Raw genomic sequence first — 22,570 nt, 5'->3', positions numbered from 1 at the left:
CGAGGAGACTCGAGGCGGGGCAGGCGCCTTCCGTCAGCCGTGCACAGGCCCCTCGGCTCGGGGGCCGTCGTCCACCGCCCTTCGCGAGCGCGCCGGAGCCGGCCGGACGGACTTCGGGCCGCGGGTCAGGTTCTCCGAGCACACCGTGGTTCCGCGGAGTCGGGGGCGGCGGATGCCCGGCGAGTCGTTCGTGCTCGGAACCTGAAGCTGGTCGTCCAAGGGAGTTGGTCGCCGGAGACGCAAGTCCCCGTGCGGTTACGGGCCGGACGGTGTGCGGTCCGCGCCGCGGCAGCGGCCTGCTGCGGGCCCGGTGCCCTGCTCGGAAGGCTTGGTGCGCGGCACGGCTTGATCGACGTCATCGGCGCCCCCCTCAAGGGAGTCCCGTGCCTCTGTCGCCCGGCTGCCGCATGAAATCCGGCCCCTGTGAGCGGGGGAACGCGGCGCCCTATACTCCCCAGCGTGCCATCCAACGGGGACCTGTCGACGCACGGCACTCCGCTCCGGTTCGCCGTGCTCGGTCCGCTCCGGGCCTGGCGCGGCGACGAGCGGCTGGACCTCGGTCCGGTGCGCCAACAGGCCTTGCTGGCGGCGCTGCTGCTGCGGCCGGGCACCACCGTCAGCCGGCAGCAGCTGCTCGACGGTGTATGGGGCCCGGAGCCGCCGGGCACCGGTGCCAAGGTCATCCCGGTCTATGTGCACCAGCTGCGCCGGCGTCTGGCACCGGAAGCAGGGAGTACCTCCGGGGCCGTGATCGTGACCGACCGGGGTGGCTACCGCTTGGATGCGCGAAGCGTCCGGACGGACGTGGCCCGACTGAGGGAGATCGTCGAGGAGGCCCACAGCGCGCGGGACTCAGGTGATCTGGCCGCCGCGGTGAGTGCGTGGTCCGCCGCTTTGAATCTGTTCCACGGTGAACCCCTGTCGGCGCTCCCCGGGCCGTTCGCCGAGGCGGAGCGTCTACGGCTGACGGAGTACGGGCTCGTGCTGGTGCGGGACAAGGTGGGGTGCCAGCTGCGGCTGGGCCGGCACGCCGAGGTCGTCGCGGAGCTCTTCGCTCTGTCCGCGACGCACCCCCACAACGAGTCTGTGGCCGCCCTGTTGATGCGCGCCCTCTACGCCGCCGACCGGCAAGCCGACGCACTGTCCGTGTTCGCCAAGGTGCGCCGCCGTCTGGTGGAGGAACAGGGAGTGGAGCCGGGCGGTGAACTGCGGCGGGTCCACGAGGCAGTGCTGCGCGCCGATGAGGCTCTCCTCGTCGGCGCACCCCCGCCGGCGAGCCGATCGGCAGACCGGCGGCCGCCGGCCGCGCCCCCCCTTCGGTGTCTGCGGGACGAACTACCGGTCGACGTCAGCGGTTTTACCGGACGCGACCACGAGTTGGACGCGCTCCTCGCGCCGATGGACGAGCAGGCGGTGACAGTCCGTGCGGTGGACGGCATGGCCGGAGTCGGCAAGACCGCGCTCGTGGTGCGCGCCGCGCGAGCGGTACGCGACCGTTTCCCGGACGGCTGCTTGTTCGTGGACCTGGGCGGCCACCGGCCGGGACGGGAACCAGCTGTGCAGGAGCGCGTGCTGCGCCGATTGCTGCGGGCGGTCGGCGACCTCACGGAAGGCGGCGACGATCCTTCGGGGGACGTCGAGGGCCTGGCGGCGTCCTGGAGAGCGGCCACCGCCTTCCTCCGGCTCATGGTGGTGTTCGACGACGCACGCGCCGCACAACAGGTGCGCCCACTGCTGCCCGCCGGTCCGGGCAGCCTCGTGCTGGTGACCAGTCGCCGGCGGCTGACCGGGCTCGACGTCGATCGCAGGATTTCGCTGGCGCCGCTGGAGACGGACGAGGCGGAGGCCTTGCTGACCGGTGTCGTCGGCGGCACGGGGTCCGATCCGGAGCGTGCCGCGGTGCGCGAACTGGCCCGCCTGTGCGACCGGCTGCCGCTGGCTCTGCGGGTCGTCGGGGCCCGGATGCAGAGCCGCCCGCTGTGGGCGCTGGAGCGCATGGTGGTCCGGCTGGCCGACGACGAGCACCGTCTCGCGGAACTCGCGGTCGAGGACCGCAGTGTGGAGGCGGCCTTCCAGGTCTCCTACGATCAGCTTCCCGACGCGCAGGGTCGGGCGTTTCGCGTACTGGGCCTCTCGCCCACCGTGAGTTTCGATCGGCTGACCCTGGCCGCCCTGCTCGGCCTCCCCCCGTCCGCCGCCGAGCGCGTCCTGGAGAGCCTGGTCGAGGCGAGTCTCGTCCAGGAGGCCGTCACGGGACGCCACCGCCTGCACGACCTGGTCGCGGTCTACGCCCGGCGCGTCGCCGCAGCGCACCCCGCAGAAGCCGCCGCGGCGCGGGCCGGGGTCTTCCGGCTCTACGTGGCCGCCGCCCGCCGTGCGAGCGACTGGGGCCCCGTCGCGTTCCCCACCGGCCCGAGGGCCGACACGGCGCCCTTCGCCCACGGGGAGGAGGCGACGGCATGGCTGGATGCGGCGGGCGGCGAACTGGTCGACGTGGTCGCCCAGGCGGCGGCCGCGGGCCACGTGGACGACGCCGGCCGGATCGCCGAGGGATTGTGCGACTACTTCACCCGGCAGGGCCGGTACCACGAGTGCCGGGCCGCCGTCGAGATCGTACTGCCGCTCACGGAGCAGCTCACCGACCAGCGCATGGTCTCCCAACTGCGTACCTGCATGGGCATCGCGTACGGGCTGCAGGGGCACTACGGCCAGGCGCGCCGCTGGCTGGGCGAAGCGCTTCGGATCAGCCGCCGCACCGGAGACGTCCTCGAGCAGGCACGGGCTCTGGGGTCCCTCGGCATTTTCGCGAACGCGGCAGGGGAGCCGGCCGAGGCCGCTGCGCTCCTGGCCGAGTCCGCTGACCTGTCCCGGGCGGTGGACGACGACTGGCTCGCCGTGATGTACCTGGCCAATGTGGGCGCCGTCCACCATCAGGTGGGAGAGAAGGACGAGGCGCAGGAGTGCTACGCGGCGGCGGTCGGTCTCGCCGAGAGGATCGGCAGGCCCCGGATCCTGAGCAAGACGCTCTTCCGTATGGGTACGCTCCAGCTGGACCGCGGGCACCACGTGCAGGCCGCTGACGCGCTGACCAGGGCAGCCGAACTCGCCGAGCGGGTGGGGGACACCCCCCTCCTCGCTGCGGTCCTCGGCAGGCTCGCCGCCGCAGAGGAGTGCCTGGGCAACCCGGCCGGAGCGGCCCGCTTCCACGCCGAGGCACGCGCGGCGGTCGGCGGACGGCCCGGCGCCGGGCTGAAGGCCGAGATCCGTAACCGGTTGGGCTGGCACCAGGCCGCGACGGAGGACCTCGTCCAGGCGCGCGACCGGTTCGAACGGGCCGTCGCCCGCTCCCGCACCGCATCCGGTGAACCTGCGTAAGCCCGCATCCGTCACGGGCGGCTGTTCCTCGTCTCCCCGCCGCACCGCTGCCGCCGCGTCCGGCCGATGAAGCGGGATTTCATCCGCATTTCAACGCCCCTTGCCAGCATGGACTCATCGCTCATCGTGTGAGCCGCGCCCGCATCCACAACGAAGAGGACCCACATGGGGCTTGTACATGCCTGGCGTATGCAGAAACTCGTTTCGGACGCCAGAACCGCCTATCGCAGAGGCGACGCGCTCTTCGTCGCCGGGTTCGACGTCGACAGCCGGGCCAGGGTGTCCATGAAGGCGGTCCGCAAGGAGATCGACAAGATCATCGCGGCCGTGGAGCCGATCGGCTGGGAGTGCGTCAGCGTACAGCCGTTCCTCGCGTCGGTTGAGATCGACTTCATGCGCCGAGAGTGAGCAGGAACCCGGAGACCTCCCCCGCGGAGGAAGCGAGCCCCCGAACAGTCGGAAGCGAAGGAGACGAACGATGACAACGCGAAACGCCGGTGCACCCTGGGGCGTCACCCGCATGGCACCGTATGCCGAGACGCGGCCGGTTCCCCTGCTCACCGCGGTGATCGACCCGGAGACCCAGATGGCCGTCGTGATCGACGAACACGGCCAGGCGGTCGAGCTCCACCACCAAACGGGCAGTGGCACGTCGAGCTCCACGAGCACCGGCTGGGCCGACAGCTATGACTCGGACAGTTCGTCGGACTCCGACCACGACTGATGACGACACGCCCGATCGGGCCCGTGCTGGTACTGACAAGCCTCCACGACGTGACGGCTGACGTGGTCCTGCGCATCCTCGCGGAACGCCAGGTCCCGGTGGTCCGTCTCGACCCCGGCACGGACCTGCACACAGGTGCCGCGCTCACCGCCACGTATCGTACCGGTGATCAGCGCGGCACCTTGCGCACGCCGACCCGCGAGCTCGACCTCGCCGAGGTGCGCTCCGTCTGGACACGCCGTCCCTCCCCCTACGAGGGACCGCCCGAACTGGGCGCTCAGGAGCGCCGGTTCGCTGCCTCCCAGTCCCTGTGGGGCGTCGGCGGCATCCTGGCGTCGCTTCCCGGAGCCCACTACGTCAACCACCCGTGGAGCAACCGGGCGGCCGAGTACAAGCCGGCCCAGCTGGCCACCGCACGGCGCAGCGGCCTGTCCGTCCCGTCCACGCTGATCACCAACGACCATGAACATGCCCGAGAGTTCGCCGCCCGGCACTCCGGTGCCGTGGTCTACAAGCCCTTGTGGAACACGCCCTTTGCGATCGACGGCAGGGCACGACAGGTATGGGTTCGCGAAGTGCGCCCGCACGAGATCACGCCCGCCGTGGCCGTCTGCCCGCATCTGTTCCAGGCCAAGGTGGAGAAGGCGTTCGACGTACGGCTCACAGCTGTCGGCAGCCGGGTGTTCGCGGTCCGCATCGACAGTCCGGACCTGGACTGGCGTCAACGGCAGTCCCTCATGGAGTGCACGCCGATCGCCGTCCCCGCCCGGATCGCGCGCTCGGTGTCCGTGTACCTCACCACCTTCCGGCTGGTCTTCGGCGCCTTCGACTTCGCCGTCACGCCCGCCGGCGACTGGTACTTCCTCGAGTGCAACCCCAACGGACAGTGGGCGTGGCAACCCGACCCGGTGACCGACTCGATCGGCCATGCCATCGCCGACGAACTGCTGGGCGCCACACGTCGTTGACCTGTGCGTGATCGAGTGTGGCTCGTCGGAGTCGCCGTCCTCGGCATGGCCCGGATCTTGTCCTCAGCGAGAGGGGACCTGGTCGTACGATGCCGCGTCCCTCCGCTCGTGGACTGCTGCAAGCGGATGTGCTGGCCCGCCCCGTCTACGGCGCGGTGGGCATGTGCGGGCTGCGGAGCACGAGCAGGGTGATCTCGCTGGGGGCGAGGACGCGGAACGGCGGGCCCCAGAAGCCGGTGCCGCGGCTGGTGTAGAGGAGGGTGCGGGTGCCGTGGTGGCTGAGGCCGGCGAGGGTGGGCTGGTCGATGCGGACCAGGTGGTGGAAGGGCCAGATCTGGCCGCCGTGGGTGTGGCCGGAGAGTTGGAGGTCAATGCCTTCGGCTGCCGCGCGGTCGATGAACTTGGGCTGGTGTGCCAGGAGCAGGACGGGCAGGTCGGGGTCGGCCCCGTCGAGGGCTCCGGCGAGGTGGGCGCGGTGGCCTGTCAGGCCGGAGGACTCGGCGGTGACGTCGTCCACGCCGGCGACCACGAGGGTGTCACCTCCGCGTTCGAGCAGCAGATGGCGGTTGCGCAGCGGCTCCCAGCCCAGCTCGTCCATCAGGTCGACCCAGCCCTGGGCCTCGCTGTAGTACTCGTGGTTGCCGGTGACGTAGACACGGGCCCGGGTGGCCCGCACGGTCGCGAGTGGGGCGGCCTGGGCGCGGCGGCGTTCGGCCGTGCCGTCCGCGATGTCGCCGGTGTGGCAGACCAGGTCGGCTTCGAGGGTGTTGACGGTCTCGCATACTCGTGCCGACCAGCGAGCACGATCGAGCGGGCCGTAGTGGGTGTCGGTGATGAGGACGACGCGGGTGCCGTCCAACCCCGCGCCCAGCCGCGGCAGTCGCACGTCGAGTCGGCGCACGCGTGGCACGCGACGGGCCTCGGCGTAACCCCAGGCGAGCAGTATGGCAGTGACGCCGAGGACGGCCCACGTGACGATCCGGGCCCGGTCCTGACTCTCGCCGACGCCGGCCACGGTCAGGGCGAGCCGCAAGAGGACGCCGAGCAGCACGGACCAGGTGAACAGGACCCAGCTGGTGCCCAGCAGGGTGTCACCGATGATCGCGGCCCCGTCCTGCTGGCGCCGGCCGTGGCCGCGCACCATCGTGAGCGGCATACCGACGAGGCCGAGGGCGAACAGGGCGGTGCCGGCCAGCGTGGCGGGCAGCGGCCATTGCTGGCCCGTGTGGAGGAGTACCCAGCAAGGCACGGCCCACAGCAGGACGGGGGCGACCAGGGGGATGCAGCGCATCAGGCGGTGCAGTCGGCTCGGCCGCGGGGCTCGCGCTGCACCCTCGGCGGGCCGGGTGCTGCTGGTGTCGGTCACGCTTCCCCTCCCTGACCGGGCTGCCGTCTCGCGCACTGTATCCGGCACACCGCAGATCACACTCACCGGAACACCGACCGAGGCCGTGTGGGACGCGGAACTGGCTCCCGCCATGAACGCGCTGGGAGTCGCCCTGCGCGAGGAGGCGGTGCTCGATCTGCTCCTGGAGGACCTCGGGTGAATGCCCCGGACGATCGCCGACGGCGACGTCAGAGGTCCAGCCCACCTGCGGCGAGCAGATCGACCACGTCACTCACCAAGCTCTTGCCCATGCCGTCGGCGTGTGCGAGTTGCGCTTCGAAGGCACCCAGGTCGCGAAAGACCTCGGTGTACGCCGACTGTTGCTCCAGGGGCAGTTGGAGCACCTGCAGACGCCGGATGTCGACCCTCGACGAACTGGAGGCGTGGGTGCCTGCCTGCCGTCCGTTGGAGGGCGCGCTCAGGCAGCCGGCGAGGAAGCGGGCGTCCAGCTTCGCCGGGTCCACCCGCAGGGCGTAGAGCTGGGGCCCCAGGGCCGTCGGTGGCCCTTCGTGCACCCATGCCTTGAAGGCACGTACGACACCGGCGACCACCACGTCGCCTTTCTCGGCGATCACCGGCGCCGATGCGGTGGAGACGGATCCGCTCGGAGTGCCGTCCGTCAGCAGGTCGGCGACGGTGAGGAGAGGCACGGAGGCACTGCCGGGCTCCACGGCGCCGTCCAACGGCTGTTGCCCTGCCCGCAACGACAGGGCGCCGGCCTTGACGAGGTCTCCCACGCCGACCGTCGTCTGCGGCCCGTCGGTATCGAATCTCAGCTCTGACAATCGCTGGGCGCGCTGAGTCAGGCCGGTCAGCAGCGTCTCCAATTCCTTCCAGGTGGCGGCGAGTTCGAGCCCTGACGGCTCCATGCCCGCCGACGTGTAGCGCCCGGGGGTGACGTCCACCTCGTCGTCCAAGAGGTCCAGGAGGGGAACCCGGACGGCGCCGTCCGGCAGACCCGCGTTCGGACGGTCGAGGGCTTCCAGCGCGGAGAGGACGAAGGTCTGGAGGGATTCCCAGTGCGGGCCGGGTTCACGTGCGCCGGCTCTGGCGAAGCGCGTCGCGTCGACGAGGAGCGCGTCCTGCCCCGGTGGAACCGCACCAGGGCCGTCCGAGGCGGCTCTGAGGACCCACAGTTGCAGGGAGACGCTGTGCGGCTGGGCGCTGCCGGGTGGGAGGGCCACTACGGCTCGGAGCGCGCCGGTGCGCAGCAGGGAGCCTCGGATGCGTCGGCCGGCCTTGCGCGAGGCGACCGCGGGAGGCAGGACGACGACGCCTGCTCCGCCGGGCTTGAGATGGGCGAGCACGTGCTGTACCCAGGCGAGCTCCGGCTCGGTGCGGGGAGGGAGTCCGTGTGTCCAGCGCTGGTCGGTGGCGAGTTCCTCGTAGCCCCAGTCACGTTCGTTGAACGGCGGATTGCACAGCACGATGTCCGCTCGCACCCCCGTGAAGGGGTCCTCGCGCAGAGCGTCCGCCGTGGCGATCTCCGTACGGACGTCGTGTTCGTCCCCGAAGAACGCCAGCCGGGCGGAGGCCAGCGCGGCAAGCGCGGGGTCTCGCTCACAAGCCAGCAGCATCAGGCTTCGATCCCCGCACTCCTGCACGGCAGCGGCCGCCAGATGTCCTGTGCCGCAGGCCGGGTCAAGAGCGGTGAGCTCCTCGTCGTGCCCGTCGACGCGGACGCCGAGCGCGATCCGCGCCATGAGGGCGGCGAGCGGCGGCGGCGTTGTGCTCAGCTGGCGGACATGTGTCTCGAGCCACCGCTGGAGCAGGAACTCGAACGTCGCCCGCGCCCCTTCGCTGCGCCCCAGTTTCGCCGCCTCGACCGCCAACTCCCCCGCCTCCGCGCTGAGTTCTGCCTGTGAGGAGCGTGTACGAGGGGAACGCATGCGGTGGGCGGCCTCGGCGATGGCCAGGCCCGAATCATCCCTGCTGCCCAGCGCTTCGAACCGGGGCCACAGCAGTTCCCGGCCCCCGATGTTGTCGAGCTTGCCGTTGTCCCGCAGCCACTGCTCGACCTCGGCCAGGGAGAACTGAGGGCTGACGTCCGTGCCGCCGATACGGGCCGGGAACGAGTCGTGACGTCGTCGCCAGTTGCTCACCGCGGCACGCCCCACACCGGCGATCCGAGCGATCTCGGCCAGGCTGACGGGTACGGAACCGGTTGTACTCATCGACAGTCTCCGAGGTGCTGGGCGCTTGCAGGCGGGGGCGGGGGACGGGCCTTGGGGGTGATGGGTGGCTGTGCAGCAGAGGCTACTACGCTCATTGACTCTGTTCACAGTGCGAATATCGGCAATCGGGTGCCGGAAGTGTGGAGGAGGGGAGAAATGCAGGGATTCACGCCGGGAACCGTGCTCCTGGAGCGGTACCGGCTCACGTCGGTGCTGGGCCGTGGCGTGATGGGCCAGGTGTGGCAGGGGTGTGACCTGCGTCTTGAGCGGCCCGTGGCCGTGAAGACCGTCGCTGCGGACCTGCTGGCCGTCCCGCGGAGCCGGGATGAGGCGTTGCGGCGTTTCCAGAGGGAGGCAAAGGCCGCGGCGCGGCTCGGTCATCCGAACACGACCACCGTCTTCGACGCGTCGATCATGGACGACACCTGCTGTCTGGTGATGGAACTGGTCGAAGGCACCACCCTCGAGTTCCTCTTCGATCAACAAGAGCACGGACGTTTCGGTGTGCCCGGTGCCGTCGCCGTCGCGGCCCAGCTGTGCGCCGGCCTGTCGGCCGCCCACGCGGCCGGTCTCGTCCACCGCGACCTCAAGACCCAGAACATCATGGTCCGCGGGGACGGTGTCGTGAAGATCCTGGACTTCGGCCTGGTGAAGGTCCTGAGCGACACCGACCCGCGCCTGACCATGACCGGTGAGACCATCGGCAACATCGTGTGCGCCTCGCCCGAACTGCTCTCCGGGCAGGGCCGCCTGGACGGGCGCAGCGACCTCTACGCGGTGGGCTGCCTGCTGCACCACATGCTCACCGGCGAGACCCCGTTCCCCACCGACCAGCCGGCGTTGCTGGCCACGCATCACCTGACCTCACGGCCGCCCCTGATCGCGGACTCCGGCGTCGATGTCCCGCCGGGCCTGCAGGACCTGGTCGCCGCCCTGCTCGCCAAGCACCCGGACGACCGCCCCTCCTCGGCAGTCGAGGCGTACGCGGCCCTGGCCCCCTATCTGCCTGCTGCCTGCCCCGAGTTGGCCACCCGGCCGGGCCCCCGCGAGGACCCCCGCCGCCCCTTTCGCGTCCCGCAGGGACCGAGCCCGGTGTGAGCGGTGAGAACATGGCAGGTGCCGGCCGGGTGCGGGACCTCGCCCCGGAGACAGGGGAGTGAGCGGCGCCGTGGGCGCCGGGACTGGGGACGGGCGCGATGCGGCGAAGCCTGGGACGGTACGATCTCACCCGAGAGCTGGGCCGGGGCGGTATGGGCGTCGTCTGGGCGGCGTACGACCGGGAGGCGCAGGGCAGCGAGGTCGCGGTGAAGCTGGTCGCGCCCCGCGCGGGCGGCGCGGAGTTCACGTCACTGGAGCGCCGCTTCCTTCGCGAGGCACGCCTCACCAGCCGCCTGAACCACCCGGGCATCCCCGCCGTCCACGACCACGGCAGCCACGAGGGCGAGCTCTACCTCGTCATGGACCTCATCCCCGGTCGCGCCCTCGACGCCGTCCTCAAGAGCGAGGGCCCGCTGCCCGTCGAGCACGCCGCGGACGTCGCCATGCGTACGGCCGAGGTGCTCGCCTACGCACACGCCCAGAACGTCGTGCACCGTGACCTCAAGCCGTCGAACCTGATGATCACGCCCGACGGCGACCTCAAGGTTCTCGATTTCGGGGTCGCGGCCGCTCTCGATCCGCAACCCGGCGAGACCCGTTTCACCGCGGCGAACGCCACCCCCGGCACCGTGGTGTACATGGCACCCGAGCAGGCCGTGGGCAACACCGTGCCCGCCAGCGACCTGTACTCGCTGGGCTGCGTCCTCTACGAACTGCTGGCGGGGGCGCCCCCCTTCGTCTCCGGAAGCCCGTTCATGCTCTACCACCAGCACGCGCAGGAGCCCGTGCCTCCGCTCGACGGGCGCCGCGCCGGCCTCCCGGCCGGGCTGCGGGAACTCGTGGGGGCGCTCCTGGAGAAGAAGCCGGAGAACCGGCCTGCCTCCGCGACCGAGGTGGCCGTACGCGCAGCCGCCTGGGCCCCCGCTCCGGTGCGCCCCACGGCACCCGGGATGCCGCATCCCCGGCTGGCCGAGATCGACCGCCTTCGCCGGTCCGGCCACCCCGCCCGAGCCCTTCGGGAGTACGGCGATCTCCTCGCCGGTGCCGATCTCGGGCGGGCCGACGTACTCGCCGCCCGGGCCGGACACGCCCTGTGTGTGAGTGTCCTCGGCCGCACCCGGGAGGCGCTGGACGAGATGAAGTCGGTCCTCGCCGAGCAGCGCAGCCTCCTCGGACCGGGCGACGCGGGGGTGTTGGACACGCGCTACGAGATCGCCGTACTGCTCGCCCGCACGGGCGAGCGCCATGCGGCCAGGGAACTGCTGAAGCGTCTCGCGGACGACGAGGACCGGTCCCTGCCGGACGCCGACCCGCGGCACGGCCGGGCCCGCGCCCTGCTGGACCGACTGCGGCGCCTCGCATGACCCTCCTCGAGGATTTTGTAATCTCTGTTCACAGTCAAAATGGCGTGTTACGCTGCGAATCGCGCCGCCGGGAGGGGAGACAGGACACTGTCCGCGGACGGACGCAGGAGACACCGAGGGGAACAGCGCCCATGACGTCAGCAGCTCCGCGCGAGACCGAGCGGACGGGGGCCGAGCAGCTCCCCGAGGAGGGCAATCTCGTGGAAGTGCGCGGGCAGTCCTGGGTGGTCGCCCGCGTCGAGCCGTCTCCGGCCACCCCCGGCGGCGAGGGGAACCACCGCCCCGCCACCCTGGTCCACCTCCAGTCCGTCGCCGACGGCCGCTTCGGCGACACCCTCTCCGTGATCTGGGATGTCGAGCCCGGGCGCCGCGTGCTGCCCGCCGGCTCCCTCCCCGACGCCTCCACGGGCGCCTACGACTCCCCGAACCGCCTCGCCGCGTTCCTCGACGCCGTCCGCTGGTCCGCCGTCGCCTCCGCCGACGCCAGGACCCTCCAGGCCCCGTTCCGCTCCGGCGTCGCCGTCGAGCCGTACCAGCTGGAGCCGGTCTCCCGCGCCGTCGGTGCCCCCCGCGTGAACCTGCTCCTCGCCGACGACGTCGGTCTCGGCAAGACCATCGAGGCGGGTCTCGTCGTCCAGGAGCTGATGCTGCGCGGCCGGGCCCGCCGCACCATGGTCGTCTGCCCGGCCGGCCTCACCCTCAAGTGGCGCGACGAGATGGCCGAGAAGTTCGGCCTGGAGTTCACCATCGTCGACTCCGAACACTGCGCCCGCCTGCGCCGCACCCACGGCACCGCCGCCAACCCCTTCCGCGTCCACCCGCTGACCATCGTGTCCCTGCCCTGGCTGCGCGGCCGGAAGGCCCAGCGCCTCCTCGACGAGGTCATCGGCGCCCCCGGGGAGAGCGGTGACGGCGAGCGCAAGCGCTTCTTCGACCTGCTCGTCCTCGACGAGGCCCATCACGTGGCGCCCGCCGCGCCCAAGCAGGTGTACGCCGTCGATTCCCAGCAGACCAAGCTGATCCGCCGCCTCGTCCCGCACTTCGAGCACCGCCTCTTCCTCTCGGCCACCCCGCACAACGGATACCCCGAGTCCTACACGGCCCTCCTGGAGCTGATCGACGACCAGCGTTTCGCGCGCGGCGTGGACCCCGACAAGGAGGCGTTGAAGGACACCGTCGTACGCCGCCTGAAGTCGACGGTCACCAACACCGACGGCACACCCCGCTTCCGCACCCGCGTCACCCGCGAGCTCTCCGTGGACTACACGCGGCAGGAGCGGTCGATCCACGAACTGCTCGGCTCGTTCGCGGAACTCCGCCGCAAGAAGCTGACGCCGACGGCCCGGGGAGGCCGCCGCGCCGCCGACCTGGTGACGCTGCTGCTGAAGAAGCGCCTGTTCTCCTCCCCGGCCGCCTTCCTCCACACGGTCAAGGTCTACCTCTCCCACCTGGACGACACCGGCGGCCCGGCGCGGGGACGCTCGGCCGCCGCCGAAGTCCCCGAGTGGCTGGAGGAGTTCGCCGACCTGGTCGCCGACCTCGACGACACGGGCCTGGTCGACGCCGAGGACGACGCGCTGACCCGCTCCACCTCGCTCACCCCCGCCGAGGACGGCCAGGAACTCGACCTGCTCCAGGAGATGGAGCGCTGGGCCCTCACCCACGAGGCCGCCCCCGACTCCAAGGCGGACGCGCTGATCCGCGAGATCAAGGCGGTCTGCCGCCCCGACGGCAAGACGTGGACCAACGAACGGATCGTGGTCTTCACCGAGTACCGCGACACCCAGGAATGGCTCCACGACCTCCTCCGGCAGGAGGAACTCACCGACGGAGGCCGCGTCGAGCGGCTGCACGGCGGCCTGCCCACCGAGGAGCGCGAGCGGATCCGCCTCGGCTTCCAGACCGAGCCGTCCCGCCCCGAGGGAAGGGTCCGCATCCTGCTCGCCACCGACGCCGCCGGCGAGGGCATCGACCTCCAGAACCACTGCCACCGCCTGATCAACTACGACATCCCCTTCAACCCCAACAAGCTCGAACAGCGCATCGGCCGCATCGACCGCTGGGGCCAGAAGCGCGACCCGGAGATCACCCACTTCATCGGCTCCGGCTGGCAGCAGGCGCAGGCCGGCTCGTACGAGGCCGACCTGGAGTTCCTCTCCCGCGTCGCCAGGAAGGTCGCGCGCATGGAGCAGGACCTCGGCTCCGTCAACGCCGTCCTCGCCGACGCCGTACAGCGCCGCATGACCGGCGACACGGCACCCGTCGACATCGAGAACGCCAAGCCCAAGCCCATCAAGGGCCGCCGCACGGGCGGCGAGGTCGCACCCGAGCAGAACGTCACCGCGCAGACCAGGCGGCTCGCCGACCAGTACGACGAGACGGTCACCGCCCTCGGCCTCACCCCGCCGAACGTCAGGCGCGTCGTCGAGACCGCCCTCGCCCTGGACAACCAGCCGCCGCTGCTGCCCTCCGCGTTCCGCGCCGAGGACTTCGAACCGGGCGACCTGTTCGACGTGCAGCCGCTGTCCGGCAGCTGGGAACGGGCGACCAGGGGCCTCGCGCACAAGCTCCGCGAGGGCGAGCAGCGCCCGCTCACCTTCGCACCGTCGGTGGCCGCCCAGGGCAGGGACGACGTGGTCCTCGCCCACCTCAAGCACCCCCTCGTGGCGCTCTCGACGCGGCTGCTCACGGCCGCCGTCTGGAACGCCGACACGGTCGGCCTGAGCCGTGTCACCGCCGTCGTCTCCGACGACCCGGCCGTCACCACGACCCTCGTCTCCGCCTACGCCCGCTACGTCCTCGTCGGCACCGACGGCACCCGCCTGCACGAGGAAGTCCTGTACGCGGGCGGATGGTTCGGCGACACGGGCCGCTTCCGCCGCTGGGAGTCGGTCGGCGAACAGGGCCGGGCCCTCTCCCGCGCCCTCACCGACGGCACGGAGGCCGCCCCGCACCTCCGCAAGGAACTCACCGACGCCTGGCCGAGGCTCCGCGACCCCCTCTACCGCTCCCTGGAGGCCCGCGCCGGCGAACTCGGCCGCCAACTGGAGAGCCGCCTCGCCGACCGCAAGGCGGAAGAGGAACGCCGCATCACCGCCACCCTCGACCGATTCGAGGCGACCCTGCGCGCCAAGCTCAGGGAGGAGGGCGACGCGGAGGGCGAACAGCTCGCCCTCCTCTCCACCCACGAACTGACCGGCCACGAACGCCGCCAGTTCGAGGACGACCGCCGCCGCTGGCAGGAACGCCTCGCAGGCCTCCCCGCCGAACGCGAGCGCGAACTCGCCGCCATCGCCGCCCGCTACCGCGAGCCCCGCTCGCACCTCTTCCCCGTCGCCGTCGTCTTCGTCATCCCCGCAAAGGAAGCCAGCCGATGAGTCCCCGCCCTCCGATGAGCCGTGGAGCAGCCGCCGCCAAGGCCCAGGCCGCCGACGGCCGCCGGCAGCACCAGGAGTGGCTCGACCTCACCGAGGTCTCCGGCCCCTTCCTCACCATGCCCGTCCTGCTCGGCGCCTGGCCCCAGCTCGACACCTTCGAGAAGGACGAACGCGCCCGGCTGCGCGCCCGCCACGCCGACTGGCAGACGGACACCACGGCGGGCCGCGACGAGTGGGTGGCGTACGTCCTGCGTCACCTGCTCGGCTGGGACGACGCCCTCGCGTTCCGCCAGGGCGAGTCCGAGCACCACGGCCTGGACCGCCTCACCCTGCGCGTCGCCGAGCACAACACCGAGGTCCGCCCCGACTTCGCCCTCGTCGAACCGGGCTGCGACCTCGCCGCCGAACCCGACGCACAATCCGTCGCCAAGCGCGTCCGCCTCCTCGGCATGACCATCCCCGCCGGCGCCGCCCCCACCGGCCGCGCCGGCGGAGGCGGCGACTGGGCGGCCGGCCCCGCCGACCGCCTCGCCCGCCTGCTCCGCCACCACGGCGTACCGCTCGGGCTGGTGACCGACGGCCGCTGGTGGTGCCTGGTCTGGGCCCCCGTCGGCGGCGTCACCACCACCGCCGTCTTCGACACCATCGGCTGGAACGAGGCCGCCGAACGCAACGTCGTCCGCGCCTTCGTCTCCCTCCTGCGCCGCCGCCGCTTCTTCGAGTACGACGACGACCAGACGCTCGTCGGCCTGCTCAAGGCGAGCCTCGCGGCGGGCGAGGACGTCACCGAGGCCCTCGGCATCCAGGTCCGCCAGGCCGTCGAACTCCTCGTCGACGCCATCGGGCGCGCCGACGTACGCGCCATCGAGAACGGCGCACCCGGCCTGCACGCCTCCGGCGTCACCGCCGGCCAGGTCTACCGCGGCGCGGTCGCCGTCATGATGCGCGTCGTCTTCCTCCTCTTCGCGGAGGAACGCGGCCTGCTCCCCGCCGACAACGAGGTCTACGCCCGGTCGTACTCCGCCCGCTTCCTGCGCAACGAACTCCGGGCGCGCGCGGACGAGGAGGGCGAGACGTCGCTGGAGCACACCACGTCCGCCTGGCACCGGCTCATCGCCCTCTTCCACGCCGTCCACGGCGGCGTCGACCACCCCGAGCTGACCCTCCCCGCCTACGACGGCTCCATCTTCGACCCGGACACCTACCCCTGGCTGGAACGCTCCACCCCGCTCCTCCCCATCGACGACCGCACCGTCCTGCACATGCTCCAGGCCGTGCAGGAGGTCCGCGTCGGCAAGGGCAAGCAGCGCGAGGTCCGCACCCTCAGCTTCCGCGCCCTCGGCGTCGAGCAGATCGGCTATGTCTACGAGGGCCTGCTCTCCTACGACGGCCGCCGCGCCACCGAGCACATGGTCGGCCTCATCGGCCCCGAGGGCCTGGAACACGAGGTCCCGCTGCGTGAACTGGAGGCCCTCGCGGCGAAGTCGGGCTCCTCGGTGAAGGCCCTGGCGAAGGCCGTCCACGACAACTGGAAGGACCCCAAGCCCCCGGCGACGGCGGGCCAGTTGGAGAAGCGCCTCGCCTCGCTCCCGCCCGAGGACGCGGCGGAGGCGCGCCGCCGCCTCAACGCGGTCACCAAGGCCCACCCGGGCCTGACCGACCGCCTGCTGCCCTTCGTCGGCATCCTCCGCGACGACCTGCGGGGCCTGCCGACCGTCATCCCGAACGGCTCGCTGTACGTCACGGAATCCTCGCTGAGGAAGAACACGGGCACGCACTACACGCCCCGCTTCCTCGCGGAGGAGGTCGTCCTCCACGCACTGGAGCCCCTGGTGTACGAGCCGGGGCCGCTGCAGACGGCGGACACGGGAGAGTGGCGGCTCAAGTCGGCGGACCAGATCCTGGACCTGAAGGTCGCGGACATCGCGATGGGCTCGGCGGCCTTCCTGGTGTCGGCCTGCCGCTATCTGGCGGACCGCCTGATCGAGGCCTGGGAGGCAGAGGGCCGCGCGGACGCGATGGCGTACCGGGCGGGGCGGGCCGTGGAGGCGGTGACGGCGGCGGACGCCGAGCAGGACCCGGTGGTGGTCGAGGCGCGGCGCCAGATCATCGAGCACTGCCTGTACGGGGTGGACATCAACCCCATGGCCGTGGAGATGGCCAAGCTGTCGCTGTGGCTGGTGTCGATGGACCCGGGGCGGCCGTTCACGTTCCTGGACGACCGGCTGGTGGCGGGGGACTCGCTGTTGGGGGTCACCACCCTGGAACAGCTGGAGGCCGTGCACCTGGACGTCGGGAAGGGCGACCTGATCGGCTCGGCGGCGGAGATCGACCGCCTGGTGGAGGCGCTGGCCCAGGAGCGCCACGCGATCACCGAGATCGAGGGCAAGGACCTGGCGAGCCTCACCGAGAAGCGCTGGCGCCTGGCGAAGGCCCGCGAGCACACGGACCGGCTGCGGTTGATCGGCGACCTGGTGGCCGGCGCGGCGCTGGCCACATGCGCGTCGGGGCGGGTGGCCTGGTACGAGGAGGAGGGTGGAAAGCGGCTGCGGGACCTGTTCCCGTCCGCGGCGGAGCTGGCGCGTCGGATCGCGCCGGGGGCGGAGGAGGAGTCCGACGCGGAGGCGGTGCGGGAGGCGGAGGCCGCCGCTCGGGAGTGGCTGGCGAGTGAGCTGCCGGAGGGGAATCTGGCGCGGGTGCCGGTGCACTGGCCGCTGGAGTTCCCGGAGGTGTTTCTGGAGCGGGGTGGGTTCGACGCGGTGGTGGGGAACCCGCCGTTTTTCGGCGGCAAGAAGCTCACTGGATCTATGGGGGAAGCGTATAGGGAACACATTGTGGACTATCTTGCCAACGGCAAACGTGGCCATGCCGACCTTGCAGCGTACTTTGTGCTTCGAGCCCACCAACTACTCAACAAAACAGGCCAGTTCGGGCTAATCGCAACGAGCACTCTGACCCAGGGGGACACCCGGGAGGTAGGGCTCGATCAGATCGTCGCATCTGGATCAGTGATTCGACGGGCGGTTAAAAGTGCAAAATGGCCGACCAAATCAGCATCGCTCAAGTATTGCTTCGCTTGCACGAGCAAGCAGGCCCTTGCTCCGAGTGCGATCCGCATGCTCGGGTATCAGAGCATGAGGCGTGGAATCTCCTCCTCGCTCAACCCGGTCACACGAGAGAATTCCTGGGTTGAACCTTTGGCCCGCAATAGCGGAATGACGTTCACTGGTTCGTACGTCCTGGGCATGGGTTTCACACTTCCAAGAGACCTAGCTCAAGCATGGATCGCCGGGGACCGGAGTTATTCAGAAGTATTGTTCCCGTATGTCAACGGACAAGATTTGAACACCAGCCCAACACACGGTGGTGAACGCTGGGTCATCAACTTCCACGACTGGCCCGAACCGAAGGCCCGTTCCTACCCAAAAGCATTCGCCCAAGTCGAGGCCCAAGTGCGGCCCGAGCGTCAGCGCCGCAAGCCCTCTGGTGAGTTCGTCCTGCGTAGGCCTCTCCCAGAGCGCTATTGGCAATATGCAGAGAAGCAGACTGCCATGGTTCGTGCCACCACTGACCTCAATCACTGCGTTCTCCTGGCCAGGTCCAGCGAGCTAGTCATGCCTGCCATGCTGAAGACCGGGCAGGTCTTCTCAGAGAAGACCGTGGTCATCGCTACAGAAGATCACGGCGTTCTGGCCGTGTTGAGCTCAGCACTTCATTACTGGTGGGCGATAGACCGCGGTATCGCGGAGCCAAAGGTTCCGAACTATGCGCCATCCGACGTCTTCGAAACCCTCGTCCGTCCAGCGCTCACCGACCGACTTCGCGCCGCTGGCGCCCGGCTCCACGACTTCCGCAGCGAACTTATGACCCGCCGGAATGTCGGACTCACCGCCATCTATAACCTCGTCCACGACGATTCTTGCCAGGACCCCGACATCGTCGAACTCCGCCGCATCCATGGGGAGATCGACAAAGCGACCATCGAGGCCTACGGCTGGTACGACCTGTTGGACGAGAGCGGGTCAACGCCGCCCGCAGACCCAACCCACGAGACCTTCCCACTCGTCCACGGCTTCCACGAGACGGACCAAAGCACCCGCTACACCATCGGACTCCTCGCCCGCACCGAGATCATCGACCGCCTGCGCCAACTCAACCACCAGGCGTACGCAGACGAGGTCTTCCTCGGTCTGCACAAGAAGCCGGTGAAGCACCCCGACATGCCCCGGCCGTCCGCTGAGGCCATCCGCAAGCGCGACGAGCAGATGGCCTCGCGGGGTGGTCCGGATTTCGGTGAAGGCGGCGAGGAGACCCTGTTCTGAGCCGCCGAAATGACACAAGGTTCACATCACGGCAAGTGATGTGAACGAGCCAGGTGTTGTGTGCAACAGCCCCCTTCGGCGCTACCCGGCGACGGTCAAGGCAACGAAGGCCGCCCACTCACCTCGTCCGACGCGCAGCACGGGCCCGCTGCCCGCCGTCTTCGAGTCGCGTACGTACACGGAGTCGACGTCGACGGCCATCTCCACGCAGTCGCCACCGTCCGATCCGCTGTAGCTGCTCTTGAACCAAAGGAGTCCGTCCATGCCGGCAGTTGTCTGCTCCACGCTCATGTCTCTCCCGCCATTCGTTCGATGAGCCGCGCAGACTCCTCCACGTTCAGGGCCTGCGATCGCAGCTTGCCATAGCGCAGCCCGAAGGCGCTGACCTCGGCAGTGCTTTGAACGACGCACCCGACTCCTTGCGACTCGAAGTACCCGATGTGCTGGTGCTCCTTCGACTGCACGACCACAAACGGCCCGTTCTTACCAGGATGGAACCCGCGCCCGGCAGGCATGACCTGTACCTCGATGTGCCTCAACGCGCCCACCTCCAGAAGGCGCTGGCACTGTCCCCGCATGACCTCCGGTGTGCCCACCGGATCGCGCAGCGCCTCCTCACCCACGATGAACGACAACTCCGCCAGCGGCACCCGCGTCAGCAGCTTCTGCCGACTCAGCCGCGCCTCCGTGTGCTGGTCGACGACCTCCTCGCTGAGCGGCGGGCAATGCCCGGCGAACACAGCCCGCGCGTACGCCTCCGTCTGCAACAGCCCCGGCACCAGCAGCGGATCGTACGAGAACCGGCTCACCACCTCCGCCTCGATCAGGGCGAAGTTGCGGAAGAACCGGGGCAGCTTCGCCCGGTCCACCTCGTCCTGGAGTACCTCCAGCACTCCGCCCGCCTCCAGCACCCGGTCCGCCGCCACCGTGAACGCCGCCTTCGCCGGCCGCCGCCCCTGTTCGACCGAGGCCACCTGCTCCAGCGAGTATCCGATCGCGTCCCCGAGCTGCTGCTGGTTCAACCCGGCCCGCTTGCGCAGGTGTTGCAGCAGCACCCCGTACGCCGACCAGACGCCCGGCAGATCGGGGCCCTCGTCCTTCGTCTTCGCCCTTGCCGTGCGTTCCGCTCGCGAGTCCCGCACCGTCCTCACACTCCCACGCCCTTCCGTCCATGCCGCCGCCCACGACGCCGCTCACCACCGGTGTGTGTTCAACTCGGCGTGCAGGAAGGGGGACACGCCACGGGACCCGTACAACGCCCGTACAGGGCCCGTACAACCAGGGTCACCGCCCGCCACCCCCTCCGTACGACGAGGCCGCCGTACGGGCGTCGTTGCTGGTCAGAGGGGAGTCACCGCACCATGCTGGCCACCGTGACCCATCACCAGACCACCGACCAAGCTGCGTCGCCTCCCCTCCCCGCCCGCCAACTGATTCTGCGTTTCAGCAGCACCAGACGCGGCGCGCGCCTCGCCCGTCGATTCGCCGTCGAGCAGTTCAGCGAGTGGACCGGTCTCCCGTACGACTCCGACCCCGCCCGCGCCGTCGCCCTCGTCACTGCCGAGCTGGCTTCGAACGCGGTCCGTCATGGCAGCCTCCCCGGCCGGGACTTCCGCCTGACGCTCCTCCTCCCACCCCACGCCTTCCGGATCGAGGTGACGGACACCCGCCCCGAGCGCCTGCCACCGCACACGCCGCCCCGGCCCGCCGACGAGACATCGGGCCGCGGGCTGCTCCTCGTGCAGGCGTACGCGGACCGTTGGGGATGCACGGTCCGCGACGCGTACACGAAGACGGTCTGGGCGGAGATCCTCGCGGACTACCATGCCCCGGTGAGCGCCGACCAGCAGGCGCGCCGGGCGACGTGACGGGCGAGGGGATCTCCGGATCAGGCGAGCTGCCTGCCCCGGGTGAACAGCGCGGCTTCTATCTGGTCCGGTAGGACACCCGCTCGTCGGGCGTGGTCGTGGGCGAAGGAGAGGTACCGGCCGTAGCGCGGTGTGGTCCATCCGCCACGGGGCCACTTCTCGCCCGTGTCGGCGGCCCGAAGGGCCAGGGAGACGAAACGGTCCAGGATCAGCGGACGCCACGCCCCCACGCGTTGCTCGTGACCGGCGAAGTAGAGCACCTTGGTGAAGAACGCCGGACCCAGGAACCTGATGTGATGACCGTTGTTGAAGGCGTAGTACGCCGCGACGGCTCCCTCTTCCCGGAGCACGCCCAGCGCGGCGTCGAGGTGTTCGTCGATCTCCTGGGGCGGGGACTCCGCGAAGACCCGTGCGCACCGGGCGACCGACCGGGCTTTGGTTCCGGTGCCCCAGACGAGGGAGGCGGTGAGAAGGTGCCGACGGCCTTCGACGGTGCCCGAGCGACGGGCGATGCCGAACACCGTGGTGCGGTCGACTCTGGGCCGGCCGGCCACCGTCGGGCAGTCGTCGAGTTCCGCGGGCCACCAGTCGGGGCCCGGCAGCAGAGGCAGCCAACGCGCCCGGTAGAACGGGATCGCTTGGCCGAGTACTTCGTCACGATCGGGGACGGACGTCATGGTCGGCATCACCGTCACCTTGGCTCACCCATGTCGGCAAGGGGTCGTCTCCTCTTCGCCGGGGTCATACTCGCGGCTGGTCCTCGGAGTCGGGCGGGGTGGACGTGGGCAGAACATCCTCCTCCCGGAGCAGTTCGAACACGCCGATCGCGTCGTCGTCCCGCGCTGTGTCGGCGTCGTCGTAGGTCAGGTCACCGATCAGGTCGCCGTCCGACTTCTCGATCAGGAAGCGTTCGCGATACGCGTCGTGCGCGGATACGGCGACCCGATCGATGATCATGTAGTTCAGACCGGCGCCGACAGCCATGCCGGCGATGGGCACGATCTGCCCGAGCTTCTTCTTCGTCACGTTCTGCATGAACTTCGTCGCGAAAGCCTGGGTGATGCGGGTGAGGACCTTCTCGTTCAGCTTGGCCCAGGGAGCGTTTCGCACCAGCAGCTGGGTGAGTTGCGACAGTTCGGCGTACGCGGCCGTCTTCGCCGATGTCCCCGTGGACATTCCGAGAGCGATCACGGACATCACGAAGACTTCCTCTTCGGGGTCGTTCGGGTCGTAGCCGTAGTAGAGGGCTGTGGCGGTGACCGCTCGACTGGCGAGCGCGAGCATCATCGCCGTGTCGGCGGCCATCGCCCCGGCGACGGTACCGATTCCGGGCGCGGCACCCGCGCCTGCGCCTGCGACCGTTCCGGCGCCGGCGAGCACCGATCCACCGGTCACGGCTGCGGCGGAACCGAGGCCGGCTGTCGCTGCCGTGAGCGCGTGGCCGTACCGAACCAGGTTGCGCTTCGCGACATCGTCGACGACCCGCAGGTCGAGCTCACGGATCTTGCCCAGGTCGGCTATGTCGTGTCCGGCACGCCGATACTGCTCGACGACCCTCATCTTGCTCACCGTCCGGCTCGCGGTGTCTCCCACCACCTTGCTGACACCGGTCGCAGCCGCGCCGTAGGCGGCGACCACCTTGTCCGCGCCCGGGGCGTTCCTCGCCTTCTGGCCGAGCGCTGCGAGTCGGTCCCGGGCCTGCTGCGGAAGGAGTCTCCTCGCCTGCTTGTTGAGGGAATCCTCCTTCCGCTTCCTGAGCCGGTCCCACTCCCGTCGTTCATAAGCAGAGAGAGCCATGTCGTCGCCTCGATATCGGAGTGCTTGGAAGTGGTCCCGCGTGATCGAGGCCATGAGTCCGGGCCTCTGCAGAAGGAACCCGTTGCAGCTTCCCGCCGCGATCTCAGCCGGATTCG

16 protein-coding genes are annotated in these 22,570 nt (G+C 70.4%); 10 read left to right on the top strand and 6 right to left on the bottom strand.

Annotated elements, in window-relative coordinates:
* Positions 1 to 459: 459 nt before the first annotated feature.
* The 4 genes from O7595_RS03455 (at position 460) to tgmB (ending at position 5,067) form a co-directional block, all read left to right on the top strand.
* Positions 460 to 3,375 (top strand): AfsR/SARP family transcriptional regulator, encoded by a 2,916-nt coding sequence (locus O7595_RS03455; protein ID WP_269727246.1) that lies wholly within the window; start codon positions 460 to 462, stop codon positions 3,373 to 3,375.
* Between the two features lie 165 nt (positions 3,376 to 3,540).
* Positions 3,541 to 3,783, top strand: coding sequence for a hypothetical protein (locus O7595_RS03450; RefSeq protein ID WP_269727245.1), 243 nt, complete (start codon positions 3,541 to 3,543; stop codon positions 3,781 to 3,783).
* A 70-nt stretch (positions 3,784 to 3,853) separates the two neighbouring features.
* Positions 3,854 to 4,099: a putative ATP-grasp-modified RiPP gene (gene tgmA, locus O7595_RS03445; RefSeq protein WP_269727244.1), complete on the top strand. Its 246-nt coding sequence runs from the start codon at positions 3,854 to 3,856 to the stop codon at positions 4,097 to 4,099.
* A complete protein-coding gene (gene tgmB / locus O7595_RS03440) occupies positions 4,099 to 5,067 on the top strand; it encodes an ATP-grasp ribosomal peptide maturase (protein ID WP_269727243.1) in 969 nt (322 codons plus the stop codon). Before tgmA ends, tgmB begins: the two co-directional genes overlap by 1 nt.
* 145 nt (positions 5,068 to 5,212) lie before the next feature.
* Here tgmB and O7595_RS03435 read toward each other — a convergent pair whose 3' ends face one another.
* On the bottom strand, positions 5,213 to 6,433 hold the full coding sequence (locus O7595_RS03435) for a metallophosphoesterase (RefSeq protein WP_269727242.1): 1,221 nt from the start codon (positions 6,431 to 6,433) through the stop codon (positions 5,213 to 5,215).
* On the opposite strand from O7595_RS03435, the gene O7595_RS03430 reads away from it, so the two are divergent.
* Entirely contained in the window at positions 6,423 to 6,614 is a 192-nt protein-coding gene (locus O7595_RS03430) for a DUF2399 domain-containing protein (protein WP_269727241.1), read from the top strand. The two genes, O7595_RS03435 and O7595_RS03430, sit on opposite strands and share 11 nt — an antisense overlap.
* A 28-nt stretch (positions 6,615 to 6,642) precedes the next feature.
* Here the strand turns inward: O7595_RS03430 and O7595_RS03425 are convergent, their stop codons facing one another.
* Positions 6,643 to 8,628: an N-6 DNA methylase gene (locus O7595_RS03425; protein WP_269727240.1), complete on the bottom strand. Its 1,986-nt coding sequence runs from the start codon at positions 8,626 to 8,628 to the stop codon at positions 6,643 to 6,645.
* 156 nt (positions 8,629 to 8,784) lie between these two features.
* On the opposite strand from O7595_RS03425, the gene O7595_RS03420 reads away from it, so the two are divergent.
* From O7595_RS03420 to O7595_RS03405, 4 genes are all read left to right on the top strand, one after another.
* The gene (locus O7595_RS03420; RefSeq protein ID WP_269727239.1) at positions 8,785 to 9,726 is read left to right on the top strand and encodes a serine/threonine-protein kinase; all 942 of its coding nucleotides are present in this window, start codon (positions 8,785 to 8,787) and stop codon (positions 9,724 to 9,726) included.
* Between the two features lie 98 nt (positions 9,727 to 9,824).
* Positions 9,825 to 11,090, top strand: coding sequence for a serine/threonine-protein kinase (locus O7595_RS03415; protein WP_269727238.1), 1,266 nt, complete (start codon positions 9,825 to 9,827; stop codon positions 11,088 to 11,090).
* 131 nt (positions 11,091 to 11,221) lie between these two features.
* Complete coding sequence (gene drmD, locus O7595_RS03410; protein ID WP_269727237.1) at positions 11,222 to 14,467, top strand: DISARM system SNF2-like helicase DrmD; 3,246 nt, start codon at positions 11,222 to 11,224, stop codon at positions 14,465 to 14,467.
* Positions 14,464 to 18,789, top strand: coding sequence for an Eco57I restriction-modification methylase domain-containing protein (locus tag O7595_RS03405; protein WP_443071555.1), 4,326 nt, complete (start codon positions 14,464 to 14,466; stop codon positions 18,787 to 18,789). The genes drmD and O7595_RS03405 overlap by 4 nt, the downstream gene beginning before the upstream one ends.
* Before the next feature lie 81 nt (positions 18,790 to 18,870).
* Here the strand turns inward: O7595_RS03405 and O7595_RS03400 are convergent, their stop codons facing one another.
* Together O7595_RS03400 and O7595_RS03395 are read right to left on the bottom strand one after the other, a co-directional pair.
* Positions 18,871 to 19,053 (bottom strand): DUF397 domain-containing protein, encoded by a 183-nt coding sequence (locus tag O7595_RS03400; protein ID WP_269727235.1) that lies wholly within the window; start codon positions 19,051 to 19,053, stop codon positions 18,871 to 18,873.
* Positions 19,054 to 19,076: 23 nt separating this feature from the next.
* Positions 19,077 to 19,931, bottom strand: a complete 855-nt coding sequence (locus O7595_RS03395; protein WP_269727234.1) for a helix-turn-helix domain-containing protein — start codon at positions 19,929 to 19,931, stop codon at positions 19,077 to 19,079.
* 219 nt (positions 19,932 to 20,150) lie between these two features.
* Between O7595_RS03395 and O7595_RS03390 the strand changes: the two genes are divergently transcribed.
* The gene (locus O7595_RS03390; protein WP_269727233.1) at positions 20,151 to 20,657 is read left to right on the top strand and encodes an ATP-binding protein; all 507 of its coding nucleotides are present in this window, start codon (positions 20,151 to 20,153) and stop codon (positions 20,655 to 20,657) included.
* Between the two features lie 20 nt (positions 20,658 to 20,677).
* Here O7595_RS03390 and O7595_RS03385 read toward each other — a convergent pair whose 3' ends face one another.
* Positions 20,678 to 21,343 carry an 8-oxoguanine DNA glycosylase OGG fold protein gene (locus tag O7595_RS03385; RefSeq protein ID WP_269727232.1) on the bottom strand — a complete coding sequence of 222 codons (666 nt, stop codon included), beginning with the start codon at positions 21,341 to 21,343 and terminating at the stop codon, positions 20,678 to 20,680.
* A gap of 55 nt (positions 21,344 to 21,398) precedes the next feature.
* Positions 21,399 to 22,454, bottom strand: a complete 1,056-nt coding sequence (locus O7595_RS03380; protein ID WP_269727231.1) for an EcsC family protein — start codon at positions 22,452 to 22,454, stop codon at positions 21,399 to 21,401.
* Positions 22,455 to 22,570: the final 116 nt, after the last annotated feature.

It is taken from the genome of Streptomyces sp. WMMC940 (genome assembly GCF_027460265.1).
Lineage (GTDB): Bacteria > Actinomycetota > Actinomycetes > Streptomycetales > Streptomycetaceae > Streptomyces.
This window is presented reverse-complemented; position numbering and strand designations above follow the sequence as displayed.

Coding starts and splice junctions, on each gene's coding strand:
- O7595_RS03390 (WP_269727233.1), top strand. CDS start 20,151: ATGCTGGCCACCGTGACCCATCACCAGACCACCGACCAAGCTGCGTCG.
- O7595_RS03415 (WP_269727238.1), top strand. CDS start 9,825: ATGCGGCGAAGCCTGGGACGGTACGATCTCACCCGAGAGCTGGGCCGG.
- O7595_RS03400 (WP_269727235.1), bottom strand. CDS start 19,053: ATGGACGGACTCCTTTGGTTCAAGAGCAGCTACAGCGGATCGGACGGT.
- drmD (WP_269727237.1), top strand. CDS start 11,222: ATGACGTCAGCAGCTCCGCGCGAGACCGAGCGGACGGGGGCCGAGCAG.
- O7595_RS03380 (WP_269727231.1), bottom strand. CDS start 22,454: ATGGCTCTCTCTGCTTATGAACGACGGGAGTGGGACCGGCTCAGGAAG.
- tgmA (WP_269727244.1), top strand. CDS start 3,854: ATGACAACGCGAAACGCCGGTGCACCCTGGGGCGTCACCCGCATGGCA.
- O7595_RS03385 (WP_269727232.1), bottom strand. CDS start 21,343: ATGCCGACCATGACGTCCGTCCCCGATCGTGACGAAGTACTCGGCCAA.
- O7595_RS03450 (WP_269727245.1), top strand. CDS start 3,541: ATGGGGCTTGTACATGCCTGGCGTATGCAGAAACTCGTTTCGGACGCC.
- O7595_RS03420 (WP_269727239.1), top strand. CDS start 8,785: ATGCAGGGATTCACGCCGGGAACCGTGCTCCTGGAGCGGTACCGGCTC.
- tgmB (WP_269727243.1), top strand. CDS start 4,099: ATGACGACACGCCCGATCGGGCCCGTGCTGGTACTGACAAGCCTCCAC.
- O7595_RS03425 (WP_269727240.1), bottom strand. CDS start 8,628: ATGAGTACAACCGGTTCCGTACCCGTCAGCCTGGCCGAGATCGCTCGG.
- O7595_RS03405 (WP_443071555.1), top strand. CDS start 14,464: ATGAGTCCCCGCCCTCCGATGAGCCGTGGAGCAGCCGCCGCCAAGGCC.